We start from the raw sequence: 26,054 nt of genomic DNA, 5'->3' as shown, positions 1-26,054 counted from the left end.
TCAGCGCTCCCGGCCGGCCGTCTCATAGGTGATGAGTGGGGTGTTCGGCTGATCGGGGGTCGCGTCGAGCAGCGCGACGATACCGAGGGCGGCGCCCACGGCGAGTACGGCGGCGGCAGTCACGGTCAGCAGGGCGGCGAGCAGTCTGGGCATCGCGGGTCAGCCTCTCTGTCGGAGGTCCCCCCACCCTGGCGCTCCGCCGGGAGCCCACCCCGACGTACCGGCCCCGCCCGGCAAGTCCTCAGTCTCAACAACGCATTGACACTTCGTCAAGGGTGCGCCTACGGTTCCCGGCCCATACCGCACCTGCACCCTCCCCCGCGTGCCGGCACCCGTTCGTGCCGTGTCACCACGAGCCTTTGGAGTGCCCGGATGCGCCGTACAGCCACACCCTTTTCACTGGTCATCCTGGGTCTGGGCGTGTTCCTGCTCGTCCTGGCCCCACTGCTCACCTGGTATGTCGAACCACGCGCCCAGCGCACACCCGTCGACATCGACTCGACGACCGTGTTCACCGGTACGGGCAGCTATTTCGACACCGACGAGATCGAAACCGTCCGCGACAAGAAGATCACCATCACCCGGCAGGTCCGCGGCGATGTCTCCGACAGCGAGAAGAGCGGCCGGGCGGTCTGGGACGTGTCCACGTCCGTCGACACCCCCAAGTCGCTGCCCGCGGCCGACCCGCACGACGCGCTCCAGTGGACCATGGAGCGCTGGGTGACCGACCGGAGGACGAACAAGCCGGTCCACTGCTGCGAGGAGAAGCCGTACTTCGAGGGCGAGGCGTATCTGAAGTTCCCCTTCGACGTGCAGAAACGCTCCTACATCTGGTGGGACAACACGCTCGGCTCGACCGTCACGCTGGCGTACAAGGGCAAGAAGCGGATCCAGGGGTACGAGGGCCTCCGGTTCACCGGCACCGTGCCCGCCACCAAGACCGGCACCCGGCTCGTGCCGGGCACCATCGTGGGCGAGAAGGACGCAGGTCAGGTACTCGCCGAGGAGTGGTACGCCAACCACGGCGTCGAGCTGGTCGCCGACCAGCGCACGGGGCGGATCATCTACGCGGCGATCGGCCCCCGCAAGACGCTCCGGGCGCCCGGGAGCGAGAAGGACGCCGTCGTCCTGCTCGACAGCAAGCGGATCGCGTTCACCCCGAAGACCCAGAAGGAGCAGGTGGATCTCGCCGACACGGACAGCGGTCTGCTGCGCATGGTGGGGCGGACGTTGCCGCTGGGGACCGGAATCGCCGGCTTCGTCCTGGCTGTCGTGGGTGCCGTTTTGGTCGCACGCGGGCGTCCGCATCCCGATACGTCCGAGAGCTCCCAGCAAGCGCTCACAATGTGATGAGACGTCAGCTCCACAAAGCCCCGAAATTATCACTTCGGTGAGTAGCCGCATCGAGCCGTCGGGCGAAAACTGTCCACCCCACCCGAACACAGCCCACCCACATCCCCGTCACAGCAGGACCCCGCCACCCCCCACGGAACACCCCCCACGCAAGACCCTGCAGACCGGCTCAACCGATCAGCTCAACCGATCAGCTTCACCGATCGACTCCACCGATCAGCTCCAACGACGAGTTCCACCCATCGGCTCCACCGATCCATACGGATTCCCGCCGCGGGAAATTCAGGACTCCCGCACCTCGTAGCACGCACCACGGGAACCGAAAGATCCACAGCCCGATCCTCGTACGACCGCATCCGTACGACGGCACTCCGTACGACCGCGCTCTGCTCCGTACGACCGCGCTCTGTACGACCGCACGCACGGCGGGCCCCCCACAGGCCCCGCCGTACCTCGACCGACCCCGACCGACCTCGACGACCTCGACCGATCCGCACCGGAAGACCGTCACCACCCACGCACCGAGCCTTGCCAACCCCCCACGCCACACGCTGGTTCCGCACCCCGAGACGAGTTGGAGCACCTATGCCCCAGCACGTGCCTTCGTCGTTGCGCGCCGCCTTTCCCCGCTCCGCGCAGCGACACCCGGCGCTTCCCCCACAGCCGCGCCGAATCGTTTTTCTCGCCCGCCGTGACTTCGGCAACGAAGCAGCGGGCGGTTCCGAACTGCTGGTCGACAGACTCGCCGAGGGGCTGACCCACCTCGGCCACCAGGTCACCCTGCTGTGCGGCGGCCCCGCCGCATGCCGCGACTACCGTGTCGTGTCGGCGGGCGGCGACCTCGGCCACTACCTGCGCGCCAGATCGGCGTTGCAGCGCCAGGTCGGCGACTGCGACCTGCTCGTCGAGGTCTGCAACGGCATGCCGTACCTGGCGCCGCTGTGGCACCACGGACCCACGCTCTGCCTGGTCAACCACGTGCACACCGACCTGTGGCGGATGCGGTTCGGCGGACCGCTGGCGCCCGCCGCCCGGCTCGGGCGAAGACTCGAACACTGGGCGCTGGCCGGCGCACAGCGCAACAACCTGCTGGTCGCCGTCTCCCCGTCGACGGCACAGGCGCTGCGCGCGATCGGGGTCGAGCGCGAGCGCATCCGGGTCGTGCACAACGGTGTGGAGGAGCCGGGTCCGCCCGCCGCACGCTCGCCGGAGCCGATGTTCCTGGCCATGGGACGGCTCGTCGAGTACAAGCGGATCGATCTGCTGCTGCGCCTGTGGGAACGGGTCCGCCCGGTCACCGGCGGCCGGCTGGTGATCGTCGGTGACGGACCCGAGCGGGAACGGCTCCAGCGACTCGCCGGTCCCGGCGTCGAGTTCACCGGCCATGTCTCCGAGACCGAGAAGCACCGGCTGCTCTGTGCCGCCTGGCTGCTGCTGCACCCCTCTGCCGTCGAGGGCTGGGGTCTGGTGGTGACGGAGGCGGCGGCCCGCGAGACCCCGGCCATCGCCTTCGACGTGCCCGGCCTGTGCGACTCGATCGTGGACGGCGAGACGGGCCTGCTGGCCCGCGGCGAGTCCTCGTTCGCCGCGGCCTGGTGCGCCCTCGCCCTGTCCTCCCACCGCCGCACCCTCATGGGCAGGGCGGCCGGCAACCGCGCCGCCCAGTACCGCTGGAGCCGCACGGTACGCCAGTTCAGAGCGGTGGCGACGGAGGCGGTGAGGGGCGGGACGCCATGACCTCCGGGCAGAACACCCACCGGCAGAAGCCCCCCGGGCAAGAGCCCCCTCGGCGGAAGCCCACCTGGCAGAAGGCCGCTCGGGCCGCTCGGGCCGCCCGGCAGGAAGTTCCTGCGCGAGCGGCGGCCCTTCAAGCTCTTCAGGCCCTTCAAGCTCTTCAAGCTCTTCAAGCTCTTCAGCGCAAGAGCACAGCCCCTGGCCCGGGCACGGGCTTCAGGGACCCTTCGCTGCGCCGCTCCCTGGCCCTCTTCCGTGCCTTCCGCCATGAACAGGACGACCCCGAGGCCTGCTACTCGCTGCTCGCCCGGGACGCCGCCGACCAGGTGGAGGCGTACGACGGTCCGGTGCGGGGCCGGACCGTCGTGGACGTGGGCGGCGGGGGCGGCTATTTCACGGCGGAGTTCCGGCGGCGCGGCGCGCACGGCCATCTCTTCGAGCCGGACCCGCGGGAACTGGGCCCGAGGCCGCCGGAGGGGTCCGTCGTCGCCGACGGGTATCTGCTGCCGCTCGCGGACGGGGTGGCCGACGTCTGCTTCTCCTCCAACGTCCTTGAGCACGTCGCCGACCCGCAGACCTTCCTCAGTGAGATGGTCCGCGTCACCCGGCCCGGCGGACTGATCTACGTGTCGTTCACCAACTGGCTGTCCCCCTGGGGCGGTCACGAGTGGGCGCCCTGGCACTACCTGGGCGCCGAGCGGGCCCGCGCCCGCTACCGGCGCCGTACGGGCAGGCCGGCCAAGCACACCCTCGGCGAGAACCTCTTCGCCGTGCACATCGGACCCACCCTGCGGCAGGTGCGCGCCCGGGACGACGTCCTGGTCGTCTCGGCGCGCTCCCGCTACTGGCCGTTCCTCGCCCAGACCGTCGCCAGGGCGCCGGGACTGCGTGAGTTCGCCACCTGGAACCTCCTCCTCATCCTCCGGCGGTGTCCATGACCAGCACGGTCCAGGCCCCTCCCCCGGCGACGACCCGCCCCCTCGCCCCGGATCCCGGCCCTGAGCAGGAGCCCCGGTCGAGGCGGTGGCTGCTGGGGTTCTGGGCTGTGGTCCTGGTGCTCTTCCTTGCCGTGGACCCGGGCAGGCAGACCTTCGACACGAAGCTCGGGGTCGCGCTCGCCCCCCGGCGGTTCCTCGCCGACCTGGGCCAGCTCTGGCACGACCAGGGCGGTTTCGGCGGCATCGCGGACCAGTACGTCGGCTATGCCTTCCCGATGCTGCCGTACTACTGGCTGACGGATCTGATCAGTCTTCCGGTGTGGCTGGCCGAGCGGCTGTGGATGTCACTCATCGTGGCGGTCGCCTTCTGGGGCGCGCTGCGGCTCGCGGAGCGGCTGAACATCGGCAGTTCCGCGTCCCGGCTGCTCGGCGCGATGGTGTACGCGCTGTGGCCGGTGTTCACCATCGTCGTCGGCTCGACCTCGGCCGCCGCGCTCCCCGGTGCCTTCCTGCCGTGGGTGCTGCTGCCGTTGACGAACGACCGCTACAGCGCCCGGGTCGCCGCCCTGCGCTCGGCGCTGGTCATCCCCTGCATGGGCGGGGTCAACGCGGCCTCGACGCTGGCCTCCCTGCTGCCGGTCGGTCTCTACCTCCTCTCCCGCCCGCGCGGCCCACGGCAGCGCAAGCTGATCGCCTGGTGGGTGCCGGGCGTGCTCCTGGCGACGGCCTGGTGGGTCGTCCCGCTGCTGGTGCTGGGCATCTACGGCGAGAACTTCCTGCCGTACGTGGAGAGTTCGCAGACCACGACGGACACCATGTCGGCGACGGAGGCGCTGCGCGGCGCCGGCAACTGGGTCGCGTATCTGCACTTCGGCGAGGCCTGGCTGCCCGCCGGCTGGACCGTGGCGGCCTCGGCGGTCGCCATCGTCTCCTCGGCGCTGGCGGCCGGGCTCGGCCTCGCCGGACTGGCCCGGCGGGATCTGCCCGAGCGGCGCTGGCTGGTGCTGACCGTGCTGTCGGTCGCGCTCATCACCCTGGCTGGCTACGGCGGTTCGTTCGGCGCGCCCTTCCACGGGGTGGTCCAGGACTGGCTGAACGGAGGGCTCGTCCCGTTCCGCAACATCTACAAGTTCCAGACCGGTCTCGCGCTCGCGCTGGTGCTGGGGCTGACCCACCTGGTCGGAGTCGCCGCCCGCGCCCAGGGCGCCCGGCCGATACGGGGGCGCCGGTACGCGGCACTGGTCGCGGCGGTCCTCGTACTTCCCGGTCTCGCCTGGCCGTACCTCAACGGGGCGATCCTGCAGCCGGGTTCGTTCCAGGAGCTGCCCAAGTACTGGCAGACCACGGCCAACTGGCTGGAGAAGTACTCGCCGGACTCCCGCGCCCTCGTCGTGCCCGCCACCGCGCACGGCATCTACACCTGGGGCTCCCCCATCGACCAGCCACTCGACGTGCTCGCCGACTCCCGCTGGGCCCAGCGGGACTACGTGCCGTTCGGCACCGCGGGCAACCGGCGCGCGATGGACGCGGTCGAGCAGTCCCTCCTGACGGGCGGCGAAGTCCCGGGACTGGCCGACTACTTGGGCCGGGCCGGTGTCCACTACGTCGTCGTGCGCAACGATCTCGACCCGGACCAGCTCGGCTCCGTACCGACCGCGACCGTGAAGCGGACCCTGGAGGAGTCGGGCTACCGGCGCATGACCGGCTTCGGCCCGCTGATGACGGGCGGGCGCATCGCGGAGGACACTCCCGTACAGGTGGAGGGGCTGTATCCGCGGCAGCGTGCCGTCGAGATCTACGAGCCGGCCGCCGACGTGCCACGGCCGGGCCAGGCCGGGCTGAAGGCCGTCGCCGACACCGCCGTCGTGTCCGGCGGGCCCGAGGCACTGCTGCCGATGTCCGCGGACCCGACGATGCGGGGCCGGGCGACCGTGCTGACCGGCGACAACCATCCCGGTCTCGGCTCCCCCGACCTCCAGGTGGTGGGCGACGGGCTGCGGCGCGCCGACACCCGGTTCGGCCTGGTCAACGCCAACACCTCGTACACGTACACCCGTGACGAACGCAATCACTCGGGCAGCTTCCAGAACGCCGGGGAGAAGCCCCACCAGATCCTGCCGACGTCCGGGGTCGGGCACCAGACGGTGGCCGAGCTGCGCGGAGCGCGCTCGGTGAGCGCGTCGTCGAGCGGCAACTGGATGTTCTACCTGCCGCAGTACGACCCGGTGAACGCCTTCGACGGCAACCCGGACACGGCGTGGGCCGAGGGCGCGGCGGGCTCGGCGGACGGGCAGTGGCTGCGGATCGGCTTCACGGACGAGACGGAGATCCCGTCGTCGATCCGGGTCACTCCGCTGCCGCAGGACATGGTGCGCTCGGCGCCGACGCGGGTACGGGTGGAGACCGAGCGCGGCTCGGAGACGAGCACGCTCCGGGCCGACGGCACCCGGCAGCGCATCAAGGCCCCCGAGGGGGCGACGAGTTGGCTGAAGGTCACCGTCGTCGACTCGGCGGCCCGGAAGTCCAGCCTGTCCGGCGCGGGTTTCTCCGAGATCAGCGTTCCGGACGTCCAGGTGACCCGCATGCTGCGGCTCCCGACGGATGCCGAGAGCACCGACGCCGCCGCCGAGACGGTCTCCCTGCACCGGGCCACCGACCCGGGCGGCTTCTCCCCGACGGGCACGGAGGTCGGGCTGCACCGCCGCTGGACCTCCAAGTCGGCGGGCACGTACGCGGTGAAGGCGAGCGCGGTCCCCGTACCGGGTGACGCGCTCGACGCGCTGCTGTACGACGTCGCGCCCGAACAGCGGGACCGGATCACGGCGACGGCCGGCTCGACGGCCCTCCTCGGCACCGGTCTGTCGCCGCGCAACCTCACCGACGGCAACCTGACCACCGCGTGGATCGCCGGAGACGATCCGACCATCCACCTGCGCTGGCCCGACAAGCAGCCGGTGGGCGAGATCGTCCTCGCCCCGGCCGGCGGCCTGTCCTCCCGGCCCACCGAGGTGAACATCAGCTCCCCGGACGGCTCGACGACCGCCGACGTCGACGAGAACGGCGTCGTCCGCTTCGATCCGATCACCACGGACCGGCTCGACATCACCATCACCGAGACGGCTCCGATGACCGTCCACAACCCGCTCGCCGACGAGGACCTGCAACTGCCGGCCGGGCTGACCGAGGCGTACATCCCCGCCCTGAACGACCGGTACCGCACCCCGAAGGCCCTCTCCTCCCGCGCCTTCGACCTGCCCTGCGGGAAGGGCCCGACGCTCGCCGTCGACGACGAGCTGTACGAGACGAGCGCCAAGGGAACCGTCGGCGACCTGGTGGAGCGGCGGCCGGTCGAGCTGACGCTCTGCCAGGAAAGCCGCTCGGACGACGAGTTGTCGCTTCCCTCGGGCGCCCACCGGGTCGAGGCGGGCGACGCCGGACCGCTGGCCGTCACCGATGTGACGCTGACCCGCGGCACGGTCACCACGCCCACCGCACAGAGCCGTGAACTGGGCATACGGGACTGGCTCGGCGATCGCCGCGAGGTGACCGTCGGCTCGGGCGCGGCGTCCTACCTGACGACGTACGAGAACTTCAACGACGGCTGGAAGGCCACCCTGAACGGCCGGAAGCTCGACCCGGTACGGCTCGACGGCTGGCAGCAGGGCTGGCGGATCCCGGCCGGCGAGGGCGGCACGGTACACCTCTCGTACGAGCCGTCCACGCTGTACGAGGCCGGGCTGATCGGCGGTGGGATCGGGGTCCTGGCACTCGCGGGGCTCGTGCTGTTCCGGCGGCGCTCACCCAATCCGGACGAGCCCTCGGCGGTGCCGCCCCCGCCCGGGCTGATCCTGGGCACGGTCGTGCTCACTCTGGTGGGGATCCTGATCGCCGGCTTCTTCGCACTGCTGGTGCCGGTGCTGGCACTGCTCGCCCGACGGCGGCACGCGCTGCTGGTGCCGCTCGCGTTCCTCGCCCTCGCGGGGGCCGGGATCGCCGCCGCGACCGGGGCCGGGGAGCCGGTCTCCGAGGGGGCCGGAGCGTTCGGGCGTACGGCGCAACTGCTGGCACTGGTAGGCCTGTTCGCTGGGTTGGTGACGGTCGGCGAGGCCGCGTACGGCACCCGGGGCGGCAGGTGGAGCCTGGACAGCGGCGGGGGCAACCGGGCAGGCGGAGGGGGTCTGGGCGCCGGGTATCCGGGCGCCAGTGCGCTGCCGCCTCCGCCACCGGGGTCCGAGGCGCCGACGGCACCTCTGCCCCAGCGGACACGGGGAGACAACGCGGACCCCGGAACGACCACGGGGTCCACCGGGTCCACGGGGTCCACCGCGGCCGGGCCTCCGGGAACGCCCGGAGCCCCGGGGGCTGCGGGCGCGACAGGGGCGCCGGGTGCCTGGGGAGCGCCAGAAGCCCCGCGAACACCGCGAGCCCCGGGGGCCGGGGCTCCGGGAGTCCCGGGAGCGTCTGAAACCCCGAGTGCCTCGGGAGCGCCGGGAGCCGCGCGAGCGCCCGGAGCACCGGGGGCTCCCGGCGCGCCGCCGCCGCCCTTCGCGCCGAAGGCGCCCCCGCGGTCCGCGTCCGGGCCGACCGTGTCGGCCCGCGGGCCGGGGTCCCCGCCGGCGGAGCCCGACCCGCCCACCGCGCGCATGCCGTTCCGCAAGCCGGGGTCCGGCAGGTCCCGGTCCGAAGAGGCGCAGTCCGCCGAGCCCGAGGACTCCAGAGCGGCCCGCCGTGAGAAGCCCGGGGAAGGCGAACCCACATGACCACGCTGGACCACCCGGCACGCGACGGCACGGACGGCCCCGTGGGGCCGCCCGCCCGGATCCCGTTCCCCGTGGTGGACGAGGTCGCCCGGCACTGCCTCCAGGAGGAGGAACCGGAGACCGTCCACATCGAGGTCCACCTGCCGGGCCTCCTCGACCCGCCCCGCCTGCGCAGGGCGTTGGCCGGAGCCCTGCGCCGCCACCCCCGGATCCTGATGCGTGAGGCGGCGCGCCCCTGGTACGGGCGGCGGTACGAGTGGGAACTCACCCCCGAGGCCGATGTGGAGGTCGTCCTGCTCCCGGCGCCGGACCGGGACGCGCTGAAGCACGCCCGGGACCGAGCGCTGCGCGACGCCCCGCCGCTCTCGGCCTCGCCGCCGATCCGGCTGGAGGTCGTCCGCGACGCGCGGGCCGACGGCACGGTCCTGTTCCTCACCATCAACCACACCGCCCTCGACGGTCCGGCCTGTCTGCGGGTCCTGGCCACCGCTGCGGAGTTGTACGGCGGCCGGGACAACTCCCCGGCCGCGCCCCCGACACGTACGACCGCCGAGACCTCGGTCGCCCCCGACACCCCCTCCACCTGGGCACCGCCGGCCCGGGTGGCGCACGGAACACCCGAGCCTCCCCAGCACCACGGCAACGGCATGCTCGTCGCCGAGCTGAGCGTGCCCCGCCGGCCCAAGGGCGCCCCGTACACCGTGAACGACCAGCTGATGGCCGCGACCGCGCTGATGATCACGCACTGGAACCGGGAGCACGGCGCCCGCCCGCGTCCGCTGCGCATCACGATGCCGGTGGACGACCGCCCGCGCGGCACGGACATGCCGATCGGCAACGGCACCCGGCTGGTCGAGGTCCCCTTCACCCCCGAGGAGCTGGACGCCTCGGACATGACCGCGCTGCTACGCCGCACGGCGGACCGCACCCGCACCCTCAAGGCCCAGCCGCGTCCCCAACTCGGCCACGGTGCTTCCCTGTTGACGGCGCCCGTGGTTCCCGTGGCCTGGCGGGCCGCGTTCACCAGAGGGCTGCGGAAGGCCGCCGGGCCGTGGACGTCGACCACCCTGTTGAGCAACATCGGCCGCGTTCCGTACGCCCTCGACTTCGGCGAGGAGGCGGGGCGGGCGCACGCGGTGTGGTTCTCGGCGCCGGCCCGCATGCCGCGCGGGCTGACGGTGACGACGGCCTCCACGGCCGGCCGTCTGCACCTGGCGCTCCGCTGGTCCCGCTCCCTGCTGAGCCACGGCGACGGCAGCCACCTCCGTGACCTCTTCGAGCACTACCTGCACGCGACGGAACACGCCACGGATCGCCATACGGAAAGCCGTACGGATCGCCACCCGGGAAGTGCCTCATGACCACGGCCCCGACCCGCAAGGCCCCGCACGGACTACGGGACTTCTACGAGGACCCGGCCGTCCCGGTCGCGTCCGGCACGTCCCGCAGCCTGCGCCAGGCCCGGATGCTCGCCGCCGCCCTCGGCCCTGCCACGGCCGGTGCGCGCACGGTCCTCGACATCGGCTGCGGCGACGGCACCGCGGCCGCGACGGCGGCACCGCTCCTCGCCGGCCACCGCATCGTCGGCGTCGACTGGTCCCAGGACGCCCTCAGACGCGCCCACACCCGTCTCCCGTACGCGATACGCGGCGAACTCACCGACGGCGGCCTGCCGTTCAGGTCCGCCTCCGCCGACGCCGTCCTGTTCAGCGAGGTCGTCGAACACCTCGTCGACCCGGACGCGGCGCTCGACGAGATCCACCGGATCCTCCGCCCGGGAGGTCACCTCATGCTCTCCACCCCGAACCTGGCCGCCTGGTACAACCGCGCCCTGCTCCTCGCCGGTGTCCAGCCCGTCTTCTCCGAGGTGAGCCTGCGCGCCATCCACGGCCGCCCCGGCTCGGAGGTGGTGGGGCATCTGCGGCTCTGCACGGCCCGCGCGCTGCGGGAGTTCGTGACCGCGTCGGGCTTCGAGGTCGTACGGCTGCGGGGCGCGCCCTTCCACGGCGTGCCGCGGCCGCTGCGCCCGCTGGACCGGCTGGCGTGCCGCGCCCCGTCGATGGCCTCCATCCTTCTGCTGCACGCGCGAAGGACGTAGACCATGTGGTGGGGGGTGGCCGCGGCCCTGCTGGCGAACGTGCTCTACAGCGCCGGATTCGTGCTGGAGAAGAGAGCGCTCGCGGCGCTGCCCGAGGTGAGTGTCCGCCGGCCCGCCCGTCTCCTGCGGCTGGTCCTCGGCAGTTGGCTGTGGATCGGCGGGTCCCTCGCCCTGGCGTCGGGCTTCGGCGCGCAGCTCGTCGTCTACCGCACCCTGCCGATCGCCGCCGCGCAGGGCATCTTCGTCTCCGGGCTCGTCATCCTGGTACTGCTCTCCTCGGTGCTGCTCGGCGAGGAGACCTCGGGCCGCGAGCGGTACGCACTCGGGGCGATCCTCGTCGCGCTCCTCATGGTGGTGCTGTCCCTGAAGGAGGGCTCCGACCCGGTCAGCCGCAGCGCTCCCGCCCCGCTGATCCTGCTGGTCTGCGTACCGTCGCTCGCACTGGGCGTCGGGCTGTACGGGGCCGCCGAGCGCCGCGCCCGCCACCGGCACCGCATGCCGACGACCGGCGTCGAGTACGGCGTGGCGGTAGGCCTGTTGTACGGGGTCAGTTCGCTGGCCATCAAGGGCGTGTCGAGCCACCTCACCACGAGCGGGTTCGGCAGCGCGGTGCTCGGTCTGCTGCGCTCCCCTTACCCGTACCTCCTGCTCTTCACCGGAGTGTTCGGCCTGGTCATGTCGCAGGCGGCGCTGCAGCGCTGCCGGGCCTCGCTGATCGTGCCGGTCTGTACGACGGTGACCTGTCTGTTCACGGCGGTACTCGGCACGGTCGCGTTCGGCGAGGCGCTGCCCGAGGACCCGCTGCGGCTGACGCTGCGGACCGGCGGTACGGCGCTGGCGGTCTCCGTACTCCTCGTGATGCCCAAGCACGACGCAGCGCCGGAGCCCTCGGCGCAGGCGGAGCCCCCGCCGCAGTCACCACAACCCCCGACCCCCTCCAGGGAGTTACCCAGTCATGAACCCGGACGACCCGCTGCTGAAGATACTGGCGTGCCCGCTGGACAAGGGGCCGCTGCTTCTCCTCGAAAGGGAGACGGAGAGCACCGAGGGAACTGAGCAAACTGAAGGAACCGGGGGAACCGGGGGAACCGGGGGAACCGGGGAGACTCTCTACAACCCGCGGCTACGCCGCCGCTATCCGATCGTGGACGGCATCCCGCAGCTCCTCCCGTCCTCCGGCGAGCAGGTGACGGACGACGAACACGAGAAGCTGCTGCTGCGCGTCAGCGGCTCCCGCCGCGACCCCCGCGCCCCCGGGAAGGCCACCCCATGACCCTGGCAGCCCGTCTCGCCCCCTTCGTGCCGGTGCGGATGGTCGCCGCCGCCGCCCGGTTCGTCTATCCGCGCTTCGAGCCCGAACTGGCCCGGCTCGGTGACCTCTGCCCGCGCGGCTGCGGCACCGCCGTGGACGTGGGCGGCTGGTACGGCCCCTGGACCCGCCGGCTGTCGGGCCGGGCGCGCCGCGTAGTGACGGTCGAGCCGGTCCCGCACCTGGCCCGGCTGCTCACCTCCGTGACCCCCGGAAACGTCCGGGTCGTCCACGCCGCCGCGAGCGACCGTTCCGGCACGGCCCGCCTCTGGCTACCGCCCGGCGACCAGGGCGACCGGGGCGTCTCGTCCCTGGTCCGGCGGGACATCCACGCCCGCGCGCTGGACGTTCCCTGCCTCACCCTGGACAGCCTGAACCTCCACGACGTCGGCTTCATCAAGATCGACGTCGACGGCAACGAGCTGGCGGTGCTGCGCGGGGCGAGTGCCCTCCTCAGCCGTGACCGCCCGGCCCTGTTCATCGAGCTGGAGGTCCGCATCCAGCCCATCGACACGGTGGTCTCCCACCTCTCCGAGCGGGGTTACGAGGGCTGGGTGCTGCCCGGCGACACCTGGTTGCCGCTGTCGTCCTTCGACCTGGAGGCCCACCAGGCGAGCGCCTCGCACGTGGTCTCCCAGGGCCTGCTGCGCCGGGTACTGCCCTTCCAGGGCCCGGGGTACGTCCGCTACGTGAACTCGGTGCTCTTCCTCCCCGACGGCCGGCGCCCGGGCGAGCGGCACGCGGCGCGAGGGCAAGACGTACGACAAGACGTACGACACGTACAAGACCTACGAGACGATGGGAGGCATGCCTCCCGCCAAGCCGGCTGACGCCGGCCCGTTCACCCCGCTCGACTTCCAGCTCGTCCTGCTGCGCCGCATGGCGGATCACAACGCGGACCTCGTGGAGGACGCCCGCCACACGCTGGGCGCCTCGGTCGCGGAGATGCGCGAGGCCAACCGCCGTTGGCAGGCGATGAGGCATACCCCACGCAGCCGGGGCGCCCTCTCCCGCTACCGCTCGATCCTGGGCGAACCGGAGTCGGTGACACCGCGCCGGATCGGCGACCTGTCCTGCGAGGCGTTCCTGTGGCCGGTCCCCCTCTGGCCGGACCTCCGCTTCGAGGTGCTGGTGGCCACGGGCGGCGTGGCCTGGAACGAGTGGCTGGTCCGCGCCCCGGGCGCCCCCTCTCCCGAGCTGCGCGCACTGGACGATCTGGCGCCCTGGTCCTGCACGGTCGACGAGGCCGCCCGCGCCTTCGCACCGGCCCGGCCGCTGGAGGGGACGGCGCCGACGCGGTGGGGGCTGGCGTTCACTGCGCCGGACAGCTCGGACGCCCCGGACGGCGGCGTACGGCGGGACTGCGTGGCGGAGTTCACGTGGGGGCTGCTTCAGCGGGTGGCGGTCACCGGGCGGCAGCCTTGACGACGGCCTCGGCGACGACCGGCACGGACTCCTCGTGCAGGAAGAGGAAGAGATTGGGCTCGACGAGTTCCAGCTCCATGACACGGGGTGCCCCGTCGTCGCCGTCCACCAGGTCCACACGGGCGTAGAGCAGCTCCGGCGCACCGGGAACGGCGGCCAACGCCCGCTCCGCTACGGCGAGTTCGGCGGGGCTCGGCTCCCAGGGCCGCAGGTTCGGGTGCGGGACCTTGTCGTCGTCGAAGGCGGTGCCGGGTTCCAGGACGGCGCCCTTGCGGATGGCGTGGAGGTAGCGTCCGCCGAAGAACTGGAGGGCCCGTTCGCCCGCCGTGTCGATGCTCCGTATATACGGCTGCACCATCGCGGTGAGCCCTTCGGCGTGCATCCGCTCCAGATGCCGTACGGCGGTCTCGTGGCTCTCGGGGTCCTCGGGCGTGTAGCGGGCCGCGTACCTGGCTCCGGCCCCGGAGGTCGGCTTGACGACGTACTCGCGGTCGTCGGGCAGGACGTCCGGGCCGGTCGGGTCTCCCGGAGCGAGGTAGCGCGTGTCGACGACGGGCACCCCGGCGGCGGCCAGATCACCCAGGTACCGCTTGTCGGCGTTCCACCGCACGACCTCCGGCGGGTTGGCCAGCGTCGTCGCGGCACCGCACCGGTCGGCCCACGCCAGGAACTCGGCGGCCCGCCAGCTGTAGTCCCAGGTGGAGCGGATCAGAACGAGGTCGAAGCCGCCCCACTCGACGTCCGGGTCGTCCCAGCACACGACGGAGACGTCAGCCCCCGCACCGAGCCCGTCCCCCGCCTCTGCCCCTGCCCCTGCCTGCCGCACGGCGTCCGCGAGGACGGGCAGGTCAGGGTCGTACCCGGACTCGCGCACCTCCTGGCAGGTGACCAGTGCGATGCGGGGAGTGATGCGTGCCACGACGGGCTCCTCAAGGGTGTGTCGGCTCCGGTGATGCCGGTCGCAGGTTAACAACCGGTCCGACCAGGGGCAGGGCGAGGTTCTGACCTGCGGTGCCTACAGTTGGGTGGGACGGGGGTGGAGTTCCACGACGTCGGCGACCACGCAGCTGACGTTGTCGGGGCCGCCGGCGCCGTTGGCGAGGGCGATGAGTTCGCGGACGGCCTGCTCGGGATCGCTGACCCCGGAGAGCACCCGGCGGATCTCTCCGGTCGGCACGACGGTGGACAGACCGTCGGAGCAGAGCAGGTAACGGTCTCCCTGCCGGGCGTCGTGAAGACGCATGTCGGGGGCAGCGTCGGCTCCTTGGTCCAGGGGGCCCAGGGCTCGTATCAGCAGGGACCGCTGGGGGTGGGAGGCGGCTTCTTCCAGGCTGAGGCGTCCTTCGTCGACCATCGACTGGACCATGGTGTGATCGTGCGTGATCTGGAACAGCTCTCCGTCGCGCAGGAGATGGACGCGGGAGTCGCCGATGTGGACGAGGGCCAGCTGCGAGCCGGTCCAGAGCATCGCGGTGAGCGTCGTGCCGGCCTCATCGGCTTCGGGTGAAGAGCCGGCCCCGGCGACGCCGTGCACGGCCTGCACTGCCTGCACTGCCTGCACGGCCTGCCTGGCCTGTTCAACGGCGTCTTCGAGGACGTTGAGGAGACTGCCCGCCGGGATGGTGTCGGTTTCGAGGCGCTTGAGCGCGTCGACGGCGGCCGCGCTCGCGGGGGCTCCGCCGCTGCCGTAGCCGTCGGCGACGGCCAGCAGGCGGGACCCGGCGTAGGCGGTGTCCTGATTGCTCTCGCGGACAAGGCCCGTGTCTGAAAGGGCGGCGTAACGGATTCCCAGGGGCTTGGCGGTCGGGGACATGGCAGGGTCCTTCCAGGACAGGTGGTCGATGAGGAAGGCGGCCAGCTCCCGCCGTACGGCGGTGTCGGCCTCGACCTGGGCCCAGAACGCGCGGATCTCCTGGGCCGCCGCATCCGCCTCCAGCGTGCAGATGTGCTGGATGCGGGCCAGGGGCATACCCAGGCGTCGGAGCCAGGCGACCAGTCGGGCCTGCTCCAGTTGTTCCGGTGCGTAGAGGCGGTAGCCGGTCACCGGGTCGACGCGAGCGGGGCGCAGCAGGCCGAGTTCGTCGTAAAGACGCAGTGCCTTCGGCGACAGCCGGGACGCCTTCGCGAACGTCCCGATGGTCAGCAGTCCCATGGTCGCTCCTCCTCATGCCGAGCACATCGCCCGGCTCCACCGATGCTGTGGGCTCCCCCAAGGTGAAGGTCAACTCCCTCGCGACATGGCGGGAATACGTTCCGTCCCCATCACCGCGGTGACCGTCACCACGGCCGTCACCACGGCCGTCGGACCCTACGCCGCCAACTGGAACGAGACCCACATCCACAACCCCGCCTGGCCGCCGCACGCGAAGTTCCACAACGCCCACCCGCAGACGGAGCCCACTATACGCAGCATGTATACTTGCTGTGTATAGTGGCGCCGCATGACGGACGTATACCTGCTGCCGATCCGCACGGCCGCCCTGGTCTTCCCCGGGCTCGCCCTCCTGATGTTCGTGCCGACGGCGGTCGTCATCTACCGGCGGCACGGCGTCATGACCCGCTGGCGCGTGCTCTCGCTCTACGGCGGCGTGTATTACGCACTCACGGCCCTGTGTCTGACGATCGTGCCGCTGCCGTCCCCGTCGGTGGACGTCTGCGCCAGGTACCCGTCCTTCGCCGATCCCCAGTTCATGCCCGGCACGGCCTTCACGGACATCTGGAAGGAGGCGCACCACCGAGTCACCTTCAACGCGCTGGTGCTCGAGAACTCCGCTGTCTGGCAGACGGTGTTCAACCTCTTCCTGCTCCTCCCGCTCGGGGCCTTCGTACGGATCCACTTCCGCAGGGGGCCGATAGCGGCCACCGCGGCAGGGTTCGCCGGATCGCTCCTCCTCGAACTCACCCAGTACACGGGGCTGTGGGGCCTGTACGCGTGCCCGTACCGCCTCTTCTCCGTGGACGATCTCATCGTCAACACGGCGGGAGCGGCACTCGGCTGGGCGGCGGCCGGCCCGCTGGCCCGCGTTCTGCCGGACCTGAACGCCTTGGACGACCGCGCGCTCGACCCCCACAAGGTCCCCTTCGGGCGGCGCCTGGTGGCCCTGCTGCTGGACATGACGGGTGCCGCCCTGCTGACCGGAGCCGTCGGCGGTCTCGTCTTCCTCAGCATGGGGGCCGACGCCGTGCTGCGAGTCCCGCCTGTGGTCTGGGTGCTGTGGTTCGTGGTGGTGCCCCGGTGGAGCGGCGCGACTCCGGGCAAGCACGTCCTGCTGGTGAAGCTCGTGACGGGGAGCGGCGGCAGGCCGGGGCACGGCGCGCTCGCGCTGCGCGCGGCGGTGCTCGGTCTGCCCTTCGCTGGCGTGTGGCTGATCGCGGGAGCGACTCTGCCGGCCGCCGGCACCGATCCCTCCGCCCTGATCGAGGTCGCGGGCGGGGTCGGCTACCGGGACGTGGTCTACACGTTGGCTGCCGACCCGGTCAGCGGGCTGGCCCTGCTCCTCGCCCCGTTCGCCTGCCTGGCCCTCGTTGTCTGGTGCGTACGGGCAGTCCGCAGGCATCCCCAGGGCCTCGGTCTGCACGAGATCCTCTCCGGAGTACGGAACGAGGCCCTGCCGCACGCCACGGCCCGGCGGGGCGGGAGCCCGGACAAACCGGTTGAACCGGTCGAACCGCAGAAGCCGTCCCCCTCGGCCCCGCCCGAACAGGCCCTGCACCAACTGCCTCAGGAGCCCAAGCCCGACCGAGTCTCCAATTAGGACCTGTCCGGTCGATCACGGCAACTGTCGCGGCTCCAGGCGTTCCTCCGTGGCCGTGTCGCCGTCGCGGGTCACGATGTACGCGCCCTTGCCCGGGATCTCGGTGACGGCCTCGACCAGTTCCGTGCCGCGGTAGACCAGACCCACCCCGTCGTCGGTGCAGTGGGTGGTGGGGAGGGTGCCGTTCGCGACGAGGTCGTGGATGAGGGGGCGGCGGCCCGGGTCGGTGTCGTAGTGGACACCGTTGCCGTAGGGAAGGAAGCCCAACGTGTTGTTCACGGCCCGGAGTTCGGGGCCGAACGAGTCCGTGGTGCCGCCCTGGAACCAGCAGATCGAACCCGCGCTGACCCCGCTGAGGACGACGCCCGAATGCCATGCCTTGCGAAGGATGCCGTCGAGGCCGTGCACCCGCCAGACCGCGAGGAGGTTGACCACCGAGCCGCCCATGACCCAGATGACGTCCTGGTCGAGGACAGTGCCTTCGACGTCGTCGAGGTTGGGCATCGGGAAAAGGTGGAGCGGAGTGAGGTCGAACCCGGCGACCCGGGCGGCCTCGGTCATCCGTGCCGTGAAGTGTTCGGCGTCGCCGATGGCCGTGCCGATGTACATCACGCGGGGGCGGCGGCCGTGGGCGCCCGACAGTTCGACCGCGTGGTGCACCAGGGCGTTGAACTCCACCATGGTCCGGCCGCCGCCGGCACGACTGCCTCCGGCGCGATGACCTCCGGAAGTGGCGAGGATGGTGGGTGGTGGCGCGGACGGCGTCATGGGTAGTGGAGTGAGTGGCGTTGTGGTGAGTGGCGTGGCGGGCTCGGTCATGACGCGCGATCCTAACGGCGGGCGTCAGGGGCCCTGTTCGTCGTTTTCCTCGGGGTCCCAGTCCAGCAGCCGTACCCTCGCCACCGTCTGTACGTGCCGGCGCATCGCGGCGGCGGCCCGGCCCGGCTGGCGGGCGACGATCGCGTCGAAGATCGCGCGGTGCTGGGTGAGGGAGCGGGTGGGGCGGCCCGGCTGGCGCAGCGACTCGTGGCGGCTCTCGGTGATCTGGTCGGCGATGGAGCGCATGAACTCGGCGAGGAGGCCGCTGTGCCCTGCGGCCGTGACCGCCGCGTGGAAGAGACGGTCGCCCTCCACACCGTGTTCGCCCGCCGAGATCTCGGCCCGCATGTGCACGAGGGCCGCGTCCATGGCGGCGACGTCCTCGTCGGTGCGGCGCTCGGCGGCCAGTTCGGCGAGCTTGGTCTCCAGGGCCTCGCGGGCGTCGAGTACGTCGGGCAACCGGCGGCGGCGGTCGACGAGTTGCTCCACCGGTTCGGCGTCGAGGGTGTCACGGACGAGGTAGGTGCCGCCGCCGTGGCGGACCTCGACCAGCCCCTGGACCTCCAGGACCACTATGGCCTGCTTCACGGAGGCGCGGCTGACACCGAGCCTGGCCGCCAGGTCGCGCTCGGGCGGGAGCCGGTCACCGGCTCCGAGGCCGCCTTCGGCCGCGTAACTGCGCAGCCGGTCGAGGACCTGCTCGTACAGGCGTGGCTTGGACCCCATGGGCCGCAGTGCGTCGGTCATGTCCGGTCTTCCCCCTTACCTCTCGATCTGGCGGACGAGTGGCTGAGCCAATTTACGTCATCTCTCTTGACGCTTTCCACCGCGCCTGGCCAATGTGGTCCAGCCACTCAGCCACTTTGCCAGTCGGAACGCCATCCCCCGCTCGACAAGGGACCCAAAGACGGGAGCCCGTATGTCCGCCGAACTGATCTCGATCCTTGTGCTCGTCGTGGTGTTCGTGATCGCCACCACCCGGTCCATCAACATGGGGGCCCTCGCATTCGCCGCCGCCTTCGGAGTGGGCGAACTCGTCGCGGACCTCGACGCCGACAAGATCTTCGCCGGCTTCCCCGGCGACCTCTTCGTGGTACTCGTCGGCGTGACGTACCTGTTCGCGATCGCCCGCGCCAACGGCACCACCGACTGGCTGGTGCACGCCTCGATCCGGCTCGTGCGCGGGCGGGTCGTGCTGATCCCGTGGGTGATGTTCGTGCTGACCGGCGCGCTCACCGCGATCGGAGCGGTCAGTCCGGCCGCCGTCGCCATCGTGGCGCCGATCGCCCTGAGCTTCGCCGCGCGGTACTCCATCAGCCCGCTGCTGATGGGCGCGATGGTGGTGCACGGCGCCCAGGGCGGCGGCTTCTCCCCCATCAGCATCTACGGGTCGATCGTCAACGGCATCGTCGAGCGCGAGAAGCTTCCCGGCAACGAGATCGCCCTCTTCCTCGCCTCCCTCGTCGTCAACCTGGTGATCGCGGCCGTGGTATTCGTCCTGTTCGGAGGGCTGAAGCTGAGAGGCGCCGCCGAGCGTGTGAAGGACGTGCCTGAGAAGGCCACAGCTGGGACCGGAGCCGGAGCCGGATCAAGAGCAGGAGCCGGATCAGGAAACGGAGTCGTAGAGAAATCCGGTGAGGCCGGTGACAAGACCAGTGACGAGGCCGGAGAGGATGCCTCCCGCCTTGACCCCGCCCGTATCGCCACCCTCGCCGCCCTGGTCGCCCTCGTCGTCGCCGTGCTCGCCTTCGACCTGGACGCCGGACTCACCTCCATCACCCTCGCCGTCCTGCTCAGCGCCTTCTGGCCTCAGGTCAGCCGCGCCGCCGTCAACCAGATCGCCTGGCCGACGGTTCTGCTGATCTGCGGTGTGCTGACGTACATCGGCGTGCTCGACGAGATGGGCACGATCGACTGGGCGGGCGAGGGCGTCAGCGACATCGGTATCCCGCTGCTCTCCGCCGTACTGCTCTGCTACATCGGCGCGCTCGTCTCCGCGTTCGCCTCCTCGGTCGGCATCATGGGAGCGCTGATTCCGCTGGCCGTGCCGTTCCTGGCGCAGGGCGAGATCGGGGCGGTCGGCATGGTGGCGGCACTCGCGGTGTCGGCGACCGTGGTGGACGTGAGCCCGTTCTCGACGAACGGGGCCCTGGTCCTCGCCGCGGCACCCGATGTCGACCGCGAGCGTTTCTTCCGGCAGCTGATGATGTACGGAGGGATCGTGGTGGCCGTGGTTCCCGCCGTGGTGTGGCTCGCGCTGGTGGTACCCGACTGGGGGTGACAACGGCGCCCGCCCCCAGGGCGGCGCCCGTCTCCAGGGCACCCGCCCCGGTACGGACAACCACGGCCCATGAACACGACCGACGAGCCACGACCGACGAGCAAGGAGTACGCACGCGTGTCCCCTCTTTTCCCGGCCCTGACCGAGGCACTGGCGGACCCGGACGGAACCGCCGCGCACCGGTCGGCCCTGCGCTTCGGCGACCGCTCCCTGACCTACGGCGAACTCGCGGCGACCGCCGCCGCCCTGGCCTCCCGCATCGGGCAGGCCGAGCGGATCGCCGTCTGGGCCACGCCCACCCTGGAGACCGCCGTCGCCGTGGTCGCCGCACTGCTGGCCGGCGTCCCCGCCGTCCCGCTCAACCCGAAGTCGGGCGGGAGCGAGCTGGGGCACATCGTGGCGGACAGCGCGCCGACACTGGTGCTCGCGGCCCCGGGTGACCAACTCCCGCCCACACTCGCGGCGTTGGAGCGTATCGATGTCGACATCGAGGGCATCGAGGGCGAGGGCGAGGGCGGCGTACGCGTCCCGCGGTCGGCGGCGCCCCCCGCCCCGGGCGCCCTGGACCTTGCCCCGGAGAGCCCTGCCCTCGTCGTCTACACCTCCGGCACCACCGGCCCCCCGAAGGGCGCCGTCATCCCCCGCCGGGCCATTGCCACCACCCTGGACGCCCTCGCGGACGCCTGGCAGTGGACCGGCGACGACGTCCTCGTGCACGGCCTTCCGCTCTTCCATGTGCACGGCCTGATCCTGGGCATCCTCGGCCCGTTGCGCCGCGGTGGATCCGTACGGCATCTCGGCCGCTTCGAAACAGCGGGCGTGACACGGGAGTTGAACGCGGGCGCGACGATGCTGTTCGGTGTTCCGACGATGTACCACCGGATCGCCGAGACCCTGCCCGACGACCCGGCACTCGCGAAGGCGCTGGCGCGGGCACGGCTGCTCGTGTCGGGCTCGGCGGCCCTGCCGGTGCACGACCACGAGCGGATCGCGGAGGCGACAGGGCGTCGGGTCATCGAGCGGTACGGGATGACGGAGACCCTCATGAACACAAGTGTCCGCGCCGACGGGGAGCCGCGCGCCGGCACGGTCGGCGTCCCGCTGCCCGGCGTCGAGCTGCGGCTGACGGAGGAGGACGGGACGACGACCGTGGAGGCGTTCGACGGGGAGACCGTGGGCGAGATCCAGGTCCGCGGGCCGAACCTCTTCACCGAGTACCTGAACCGGCCCGACGCGACGGCGGCGGCCTTCACCGCGGACGGCTGGTTCCGCACGGGTGACGTGGCGGTGCGCGACCCCGACGGATACGTACGCATCGTCGGCCGCAAGGCCACCGACCTCATCAAGAGCGGCGGCTACAAGATCGGGGCGGGCGAGATCGAGAACGCCCTCCTGGAACACCTCGGCGTGCGGGAGGCCGCGGTCACGGGCGAGCCGGACGCCGACCTCGGCGAGCGGATCGTGGCATGGATCGTGCCCACCGATCCCCAGTCCCCGCCGTCCGCCGGCGAACTGGCGGACCATGTGGCCGACCGCCTCGCGCCCCACAAGCGGCCCCGGGTCGTCCACTACCTCGACGCCCTGCCCCGCAACGACATGGGCAAGATCATGAAGCGTGCACTGGCTCATGACTGAGGGTGTCGCGGGTGAAGCTGTCGCGGGTGAAGGCGTCGCGGGTGAAGGCGTCGCGGCTGAAGGTTCCCGGCGGTGCACGGCCCGCGAGGCGATCGGTCTCGTCAGCACCGACTTCACCGAACTGCCCGTCCCCGTCAGCGCGTACGGACCGGGCAGACCGGATGGGCCGGATGGGCCGGATGGGCCGGACGGGCCCCTGTCCTGGCAGGGTTACGACGCCTCGCGCGCCCGTGCCGCGGACCGCACCGGTGAGGAGGAGTCGGCCGTCTGCGGTACCGCCACCCTCGGGACGACCACGGCCGTGCTGATCTCCTTCGAGTTCGGCTTCCTCGGCGGTTCGCTGGGCGAACGCACGGGTGACCGGCTGGAGGCCGCCTACACGTACGCGCGTGATCACCGTCTCCCGGTCGTCTCCCTCGTCGCGACGGGCGGCAGCCGTATGCAGGAAGGGATGCGCGCACTGGTCCAACTCCAGCGCGTGGCACGGCAGTCGGCCCTCAACCGTGCGGCCCGGCTTCCCCAGGTCGCGGTCCTGCGCGACCCGACGACAGGCGGCGGCTGGGCCACCCTGGGCGCGGGCGCCGACGTGGTCCTCGCGCTGCCGGGTGCGCAGGTGGGCTTCGCGGGCTCCCGGGTCCGTCCACCCGACGCGGACCCGGCCGCGTACACGGCCGAGGCGCAACTGGCCGCGGGAGCGGTCGACGCGGTGGTGTCCGTGGGAGAGCTGCCGGAGGCGCTGGCGCTCTGGCTGCGGCTGCTGAGCCATCCGTCGGCCGACCCCGTCCCGCCTCCCCCGGCACTGGGCGGCAGCGGGCTCCCGGCCACCGGCTGGGAGGCCGTGCACAACGCCCGAGCCCCTGAACGCCCGCGTGCGCAGGCCTACTTGGATGCTTTTCTCACTCACCGTGCTGCGATCAGCGGCGACCGCTGCGGCGGGACGGACGACGGCATGCTCTGCGGTTTCGGCACCCGGGCACAGGACGGTCGTACGGTCGCCTACGCCGCCCAGACAGGCACCGCCACGCGCCCCGCCGGTTATCGCACCGCCGCCCGGCTGATCCGGCTCGCGGACCGGCTCCGTATCCCCGTCCTGACGCTGGTGGACACCCCGGGTGCCGCCAATGACGCGGAGGCGGAGCGGCAGGGCGTGGGCGCGGCGATCGCGGACCTGTTCGGAGCCGTGGCGGCCGCGGAAACCCCTGTCACCACGTTGCTGATCGGGGAAGGCGGCTCGGGCGGGGCGCTGGCCCTCGCGGCTCCGGACAACACGTGGGTCACGCCGGACAGTTACTTCTCCGTCATCGCCCCCGAGATGGCAGCCGCCATCCTCAAACGCCCGGCGGCGGAGGCGCGGGCCACCGCCGATCAACTCCACATCCGCCCACAGGACTTGGTGGATCTCGGTGTCGTGCGCGGCGTCGTGTGCGGCGTCACGGAGTCGTCGAGGCCCCCTTCGTAGCGTGTGGGGGCCGCCCTGGCGGTTTTCCGCCAGAGGAGAGGAACGGTGAACGACTGGTGGAAACCGCGACAGCGGTAAGTACCGTCCGTGACAATGAGGTGGTCACCAGTGACGGACAACGGGGGTTCTGCCGCAGCATGGACGGACTAGTGGAGTTCAAGACGGACGACGGGGCCGTGATCGTCGTCGAGGGGGCCGAGGACGAGTCGGGTTCCCGCCTGGTCGCACGGGCGGACGGAACGGTCCCGGCGGCCCGTACCTTCGAGGGCTCGCTGGAGGGAGTCCGGGCAGCCGCCGAGTCCGCGCTCCGCGTCTTCCGGGACGGTTCGCTCAACCCTGACTCCGTGGAGATCGAGTTCGGGGTCAAACTCACAGCGGAGGCAGGCGCGTTGATCGCCAAGAGCGCCGTCGAGGGCCATCTCCTGGTCAAGCTCGCCTGGTCGCCCAGGCAGCCGCCCGAGCCGTCGCCCGAGCAGTCGTCCGAGCAGTCGTCCGAGCAGTCGTCCGATTCGTCGGACGGTGCGCTGTCGGACGGCGCCCCATCAGCCGCCCCCGGCTCCCCGGAGATCAGCCCGCGCTCATGACAAGTGCTTCCTGGCACGCAAGAATCAGCTGCGGACGGGACACCGGCGCCGGTTTCCTCGTCACCGAGCAGCATGTCCTGACCTGCGCCCACGTCGTCGCGCGCAGCGACACCGATACGGTCGCGGTGTCCTTCGCGCACGGCGGCTACGAGGACGTCCCCGCCCGGGTGATCGCCCACGGCGGCTGGGGCGGCCGCGAGAGCGACCCGGGCGATCTGGCCGTACTGGAGCTGGACCGGCCGGTGCCGATGAAGCCGGCCGAGTTCGCGACGCCGGCCGACGCCTACGGCGATCCCCCGCGAAGGCTCCTCGCCTACGGCTTCCCCAAACGGTACGACGAGGGGACGCTCGCCGAATACCGGGCCACCGCCGACCAGTTGATCGCCGGTGAGTGGGTACAGCTGGAGGCCTGGGCCGCGCACGGCCAGCCGCTCGTGCCGGGCTTCAGCGGCGCCGCGGTGACCCTCGCGGACACCGGCCGGATCGTGGGCATGGTCTCGGCGGCCGCCCGCAGCCCCGAGATCCGCAACGGACGGATGCTGCCCGCGCAGGTCATGGCCCGCTACTGGCCGCGGCTCGCCGACCTGATCCCGACGCCCGAGTACGGACAGACGGAGAAGGAACGGCTTCGGCACCTGATCGAGGCGGTGGAAGGGGCCCAGCCAGGGGCGCAGGGCTGTATCGAAGTGCGGCTCCGCCGCGGGGCGCGACCAGCCCCCACCGGCCCGCGGACAGACCACACCAGAAACCCGCCCGGCCCGACCGGCCCGACCGGCCCGACCGGCCCGACCGCGTCCGAGTACAGCCCGGAGCGGCTGTACTCGGACGCGGTCGGCCTCCTGGGCCCCCCGCTCCCGCCACACGGCTTCGGCTCCCTGTGGGCCGCGGCCTGGTACCTCCTCTCGGAGGTACCGGACCCCGGTGCCGTCACCCGGTTCGCCGCACGGCTGGCCGACTTCGTGGACGACCAGCGAACCCGCAGCGCTCTGCGCGCCTGGCCGGCGGCGCCGCTGGCCCGCCGGCCAGACACCGCACCCGTGGTCCCGCGCGGGGCCGCGCAGGACCCCGCGCACACCTGGTCGCCGATCCTCGTCGAGATCGCCCCCAGCGGCTCCGGCGACGGACACTTCCTGGTCGAGGTGTCCGCGTACAACGGCAGACACCGGCGGGTGGTGGGCTCGCGCCGTCTTCCTGTGGACCGGGTGCGCCCCTACGCACTGGAGCGGATCGACGAGGCGTACCGCGAACTGGAGCCTGGGGCACGGGAGTTGCTCGTTTTCGTGCTACCGCGTCGATGGCTCAACGCGGACGTGGCGCACTGGAAGCGCAGCGCGGACGACGACAGCCCGCTCGGCTCCTTCGCGCCGCTCGTCGTGATGGACCTGGAACGGCGGCGCAGCGGCGGCCTGCAGCACAAGCTCCGCCAGAAGTGGCAGCGCCTGGACGCCCGGCCGGCGCCGCGGCTGCACCGCATCGACTGCTGGTCGGTCGGCCAGGACCAGGTGAAACTGACCATCGGGCTGCGCCGCGACGCGGACATGGTGGGTTTCGGTACGCCGCCGCGCGCGGACGGTGTCCGGCGGCTGTTCCAGGCGAGCCTGAACGCGGCGGTGCCGGTGATGCTGTGGCCGCGTACCGGCTGCCGGGGCGAGCACCGGTACGGGGAGTCGGAGGACTGCCGGGGGTCGGCGTTCCTGGACCGCCTCACCGAGCACCTCGCGGGCCTGCCGGCCCGCGAACTCCCGTACTACGTACATGAGTTGCGCGAGGCGGCGTACGCCTCCGACGCCCCGGAGCCGCACTGGGCGTACGACCTGGCCCTGCTGTGGGAGGACCCTGAATGCCTGCCTGACCCCGTCGGCTACCTGCACAGCCCTGTCGGCTGAACCGCCGAACAGCCCAAC

General features: G+C 71.9%; 22 protein-coding genes. 17 read left to right on the top strand and 5 right to left on the bottom strand.

Annotated elements, in window-relative coordinates; translation table 11 throughout:
- Positions 1-153 carry a hypothetical protein gene (locus AB0D14_RS17445; RefSeq protein WP_362779631.1) on the bottom strand — a complete coding sequence of 51 codons (153 nt, stop codon included), beginning with the start codon at positions 151-153 and terminating at the stop codon, positions 1-3.
- Positions 154-372: 219 nt separating this feature from the next.
- Between AB0D14_RS17445 and AB0D14_RS17440 the strand changes: the two genes are divergently transcribed.
- The 10 genes from AB0D14_RS17440 to AB0D14_RS17395 all read left to right on the top strand — a co-directional run bounded on the left by AB0D14_RS17440 (position 373) and on the right by AB0D14_RS17395 (position 13,617).
- A complete protein-coding gene (locus tag AB0D14_RS17440) occupies positions 373-1,350 on the top strand; it encodes a DUF3068 domain-containing protein (RefSeq protein WP_362779629.1) in 978 nt (325 codons plus the stop codon).
- Between the two features lie 588 nt (positions 1,351-1,938).
- Positions 1,939-3,090, top strand: coding sequence for a glycosyltransferase family 4 protein (locus AB0D14_RS17435; protein ID WP_362779627.1), 1,152 nt, complete (start codon positions 1,939-1,941; stop codon positions 3,088-3,090).
- A gap of 227 nt (positions 3,091-3,317) precedes the next feature.
- The gene (locus AB0D14_RS17430) at positions 3,318-4,025 is read left to right on the top strand and encodes a class I SAM-dependent methyltransferase (RefSeq protein WP_362779715.1); all 708 of its coding nucleotides are present in this window, start codon (positions 3,318-3,320) and stop codon (positions 4,023-4,025) included.
- On the top strand, positions 4,022-8,785 hold the full coding sequence (locus AB0D14_RS17425; RefSeq protein ID WP_362779713.1) for an alpha-(1->3)-arabinofuranosyltransferase: 4,764 nt from the start codon (positions 4,022-4,024) through the stop codon (positions 8,783-8,785). The genes AB0D14_RS17430 and AB0D14_RS17425 overlap by 4 nt, the downstream gene beginning before the upstream one ends.
- Entirely contained in the window at positions 8,782-10,146 is a 1,365-nt protein-coding gene (locus AB0D14_RS17420; RefSeq protein ID WP_362779624.1) for a condensation protein, read from the top strand. Before AB0D14_RS17425 ends, AB0D14_RS17420 begins: the two co-directional genes overlap by 4 nt.
- Positions 10,143-10,883: a class I SAM-dependent methyltransferase gene (locus AB0D14_RS17415; protein ID WP_362779621.1), complete on the top strand. Its 741-nt coding sequence runs from the start codon at positions 10,143-10,145 to the stop codon at positions 10,881-10,883. The genes AB0D14_RS17420 and AB0D14_RS17415 overlap by 4 nt, the downstream gene beginning before the upstream one ends.
- Positions 10,884-10,886: 3 nt before the next feature.
- Entirely contained in the window at positions 10,887-11,939 is a 1,053-nt protein-coding gene (locus AB0D14_RS17410; RefSeq protein ID WP_362779618.1) for a hypothetical protein, read from the top strand.
- A complete protein-coding gene (locus tag AB0D14_RS17405; RefSeq protein WP_362779615.1) occupies positions 11,839-12,156 on the top strand; it encodes a Trm112 family protein in 318 nt (105 codons plus the stop codon). The genes AB0D14_RS17410 and AB0D14_RS17405 overlap by 101 nt, the downstream gene beginning before the upstream one ends.
- A complete protein-coding gene (locus AB0D14_RS17400) occupies positions 12,153-13,022 on the top strand; it encodes an FkbM family methyltransferase (protein WP_362779613.1) in 870 nt (289 codons plus the stop codon). The genes AB0D14_RS17405 and AB0D14_RS17400 overlap by 4 nt, the downstream gene beginning before the upstream one ends.
- Positions 13,000-13,617: a hypothetical protein gene (locus AB0D14_RS17395; RefSeq protein ID WP_362779611.1), complete on the top strand. Its 618-nt coding sequence runs from the start codon at positions 13,000-13,002 to the stop codon at positions 13,615-13,617. Before AB0D14_RS17400 ends, AB0D14_RS17395 begins: the two co-directional genes overlap by 23 nt.
- Here the strand turns inward: AB0D14_RS17395 and AB0D14_RS17390 are convergent.
- Together AB0D14_RS17390 and AB0D14_RS17385 are read right to left on the bottom strand one after the other, a co-directional pair.
- Positions 13,598-14,527 carry a hypothetical protein gene (locus AB0D14_RS17390; protein ID WP_362779711.1) on the bottom strand — a complete coding sequence of 310 codons (930 nt, stop codon included), beginning with the start codon at positions 14,525-14,527 and terminating at the stop codon, positions 13,598-13,600. The two genes, AB0D14_RS17395 and AB0D14_RS17390, sit on opposite strands and share 20 nt — an antisense overlap.
- A gap of 105 nt (positions 14,528-14,632) precedes the next feature.
- Positions 14,633-15,769 (bottom strand): MerR family transcriptional regulator, encoded by a 1,137-nt coding sequence (locus tag AB0D14_RS17385; RefSeq protein ID WP_362779609.1) that lies wholly within the window; start codon positions 15,767-15,769, stop codon positions 14,633-14,635.
- Here AB0D14_RS17385 and AB0D14_RS17380 point away from each other — a divergent pair.
- Entirely contained in the window at positions 15,753-16,049 is a 297-nt protein-coding gene (locus tag AB0D14_RS17380) for a DUF6640 family protein (protein ID WP_362779606.1), read from the top strand. The genes AB0D14_RS17385 and AB0D14_RS17380 overlap by 17 nt on opposite strands.
- Positions 16,050-16,058: 9 nt before the next feature.
- Positions 16,059-17,372, top strand: a complete 1,314-nt coding sequence (locus AB0D14_RS17375) for a VanZ family protein (protein WP_362779604.1) — start codon at positions 16,059-16,061, stop codon at positions 17,370-17,372.
- Positions 17,373-17,387: 15 nt separating this feature from the next.
- Here the strand turns inward: AB0D14_RS17375 and AB0D14_RS17370 are convergent, their stop codons facing one another.
- Together AB0D14_RS17370 and AB0D14_RS17365 are read right to left on the bottom strand one after the other, a co-directional pair.
- Positions 17,388-18,191, bottom strand: a complete 804-nt coding sequence (locus tag AB0D14_RS17370; protein ID WP_362779601.1) for a peptidase E — start codon at positions 18,189-18,191, stop codon at positions 17,388-17,390.
- 24 nt (positions 18,192-18,215) lie between these two features.
- Entirely contained in the window at positions 18,216-18,938 is a 723-nt protein-coding gene (locus AB0D14_RS17365) for a FadR/GntR family transcriptional regulator (protein ID WP_362779598.1), read from the bottom strand.
- A 172-nt stretch (positions 18,939-19,110) separates the two neighbouring features.
- Between AB0D14_RS17365 and AB0D14_RS17360 the strand changes: the two genes are divergently transcribed.
- The 5 genes from AB0D14_RS17360 (at position 19,111) to AB0D14_RS17340 (ending at position 26,036) form a co-directional block, all read left to right on the top strand.
- On the top strand, positions 19,111-20,472 hold the full coding sequence (locus tag AB0D14_RS17360) for an SLC13 family permease (protein ID WP_362779596.1): 1,362 nt from the start codon (positions 19,111-19,113) through the stop codon (positions 20,470-20,472).
- Positions 20,473-20,589: 117 nt separating this feature from the next.
- The gene (locus AB0D14_RS17355) at positions 20,590-22,107 is read left to right on the top strand and encodes an acyl-CoA synthetase (protein ID WP_362779595.1); all 1,518 of its coding nucleotides are present in this window, start codon (positions 20,590-20,592) and stop codon (positions 22,105-22,107) included.
- On the top strand, positions 22,100-23,566 hold the full coding sequence (locus AB0D14_RS17350; RefSeq protein WP_362779593.1) for a carboxyl transferase domain-containing protein: 1,467 nt from the start codon (positions 22,100-22,102) through the stop codon (positions 23,564-23,566). The genes AB0D14_RS17355 and AB0D14_RS17350 overlap by 8 nt, the downstream gene beginning before the upstream one ends.
- A 137-nt stretch (positions 23,567-23,703) precedes the next feature.
- On the top strand, positions 23,704-24,150 hold the full coding sequence (locus AB0D14_RS17345; protein ID WP_362779591.1) for a CU044_2847 family protein: 447 nt from the start codon (positions 23,704-23,706) through the stop codon (positions 24,148-24,150).
- Complete coding sequence (locus tag AB0D14_RS17340) at positions 24,147-26,036, top strand: trypsin-like peptidase domain-containing protein (RefSeq protein ID WP_362779589.1); 1,890 nt, start codon at positions 24,147-24,149, stop codon at positions 26,034-26,036. Before AB0D14_RS17345 ends, AB0D14_RS17340 begins: the two co-directional genes overlap by 4 nt.
- Positions 26,037-26,054 lie beyond the last annotated feature (18 nt).

This window comes from Streptomyces sp. NPDC048484 (assembly GCF_040651415.1).
GTDB lineage: Bacteria > Actinomycetota > Actinomycetes > Streptomycetales > Streptomycetaceae > Streptomyces.
The sequence above is the reverse complement of the archived record's forward strand: the minus strand, read 5'-3'. Positions and strand labels throughout refer to the sequence as shown.

Bases quoted from the DNA above. Each gene is read 5' to 3' on its own strand.
- AB0D14_RS17385 (WP_362779609.1), bottom strand. From the start codon at position 15,769: ATGGGACTGCTGACCATCGGGACGTTCGCGAAGGCGTCCCGGCTGTCG.
- AB0D14_RS17420 (WP_362779624.1), top strand. From the start codon at position 8,782: ATGACCACGCTGGACCACCCGGCACGCGACGGCACGGACGGCCCCGTG.
- AB0D14_RS17410 (WP_362779618.1), top strand. From the start codon at position 10,887: ATGTGGTGGGGGGTGGCCGCGGCCCTGCTGGCGAACGTGCTCTACAGC.
- AB0D14_RS17360 (WP_362779596.1), top strand. From the start codon at position 19,111: ATGTCCGCCGAACTGATCTCGATCCTTGTGCTCGTCGTGGTGTTCGTG.
- AB0D14_RS17375 (WP_362779604.1), top strand. From the start codon at position 16,059: ATGACGGACGTATACCTGCTGCCGATCCGCACGGCCGCCCTGGTCTTC.
- AB0D14_RS17345 (WP_362779591.1), top strand. From the start codon at position 23,704: ATGGACGGACTAGTGGAGTTCAAGACGGACGACGGGGCCGTGATCGTC.
- AB0D14_RS17415 (WP_362779621.1), top strand. From the start codon at position 10,143: ATGACCACGGCCCCGACCCGCAAGGCCCCGCACGGACTACGGGACTTC.
- AB0D14_RS17400 (WP_362779613.1), top strand. From the start codon at position 12,153: ATGACCCTGGCAGCCCGTCTCGCCCCCTTCGTGCCGGTGCGGATGGTC.
- AB0D14_RS17435 (WP_362779627.1), top strand. From the start codon at position 1,939: ATGCCCCAGCACGTGCCTTCGTCGTTGCGCGCCGCCTTTCCCCGCTCC.
- AB0D14_RS17380 (WP_362779606.1), top strand. From the start codon at position 15,753: ATGGTCAGCAGTCCCATGGTCGCTCCTCCTCATGCCGAGCACATCGCC.
- AB0D14_RS17350 (WP_362779593.1), top strand. From the start codon at position 22,100: ATGACTGAGGGTGTCGCGGGTGAAGCTGTCGCGGGTGAAGGCGTCGCG.
- AB0D14_RS17440 (WP_362779629.1), top strand. From the start codon at position 373: ATGCGCCGTACAGCCACACCCTTTTCACTGGTCATCCTGGGTCTGGGC.
- AB0D14_RS17340 (WP_362779589.1), top strand. From the start codon at position 24,147: ATGACAAGTGCTTCCTGGCACGCAAGAATCAGCTGCGGACGGGACACC.
- AB0D14_RS17405 (WP_362779615.1), top strand. From the start codon at position 11,839: ATGAACCCGGACGACCCGCTGCTGAAGATACTGGCGTGCCCGCTGGAC.
- AB0D14_RS17365 (WP_362779598.1), bottom strand. From the start codon at position 18,938: ATGACCGACGCACTGCGGCCCATGGGGTCCAAGCCACGCCTGTACGAG.
- AB0D14_RS17445 (WP_362779631.1), bottom strand. From the start codon at position 153: ATGCCCAGACTGCTCGCCGCCCTGCTGACCGTGACTGCCGCCGCCGTA.
- AB0D14_RS17425 (WP_362779713.1), top strand. From the start codon at position 4,022: ATGACCAGCACGGTCCAGGCCCCTCCCCCGGCGACGACCCGCCCCCTC.
- AB0D14_RS17395 (WP_362779611.1), top strand. From the start codon at position 13,000: ATGCCTCCCGCCAAGCCGGCTGACGCCGGCCCGTTCACCCCGCTCGAC.
- AB0D14_RS17370 (WP_362779601.1), bottom strand. From the start codon at position 18,191: ATGACCGAGCCCGCCACGCCACTCACCACAACGCCACTCACTCCACTA.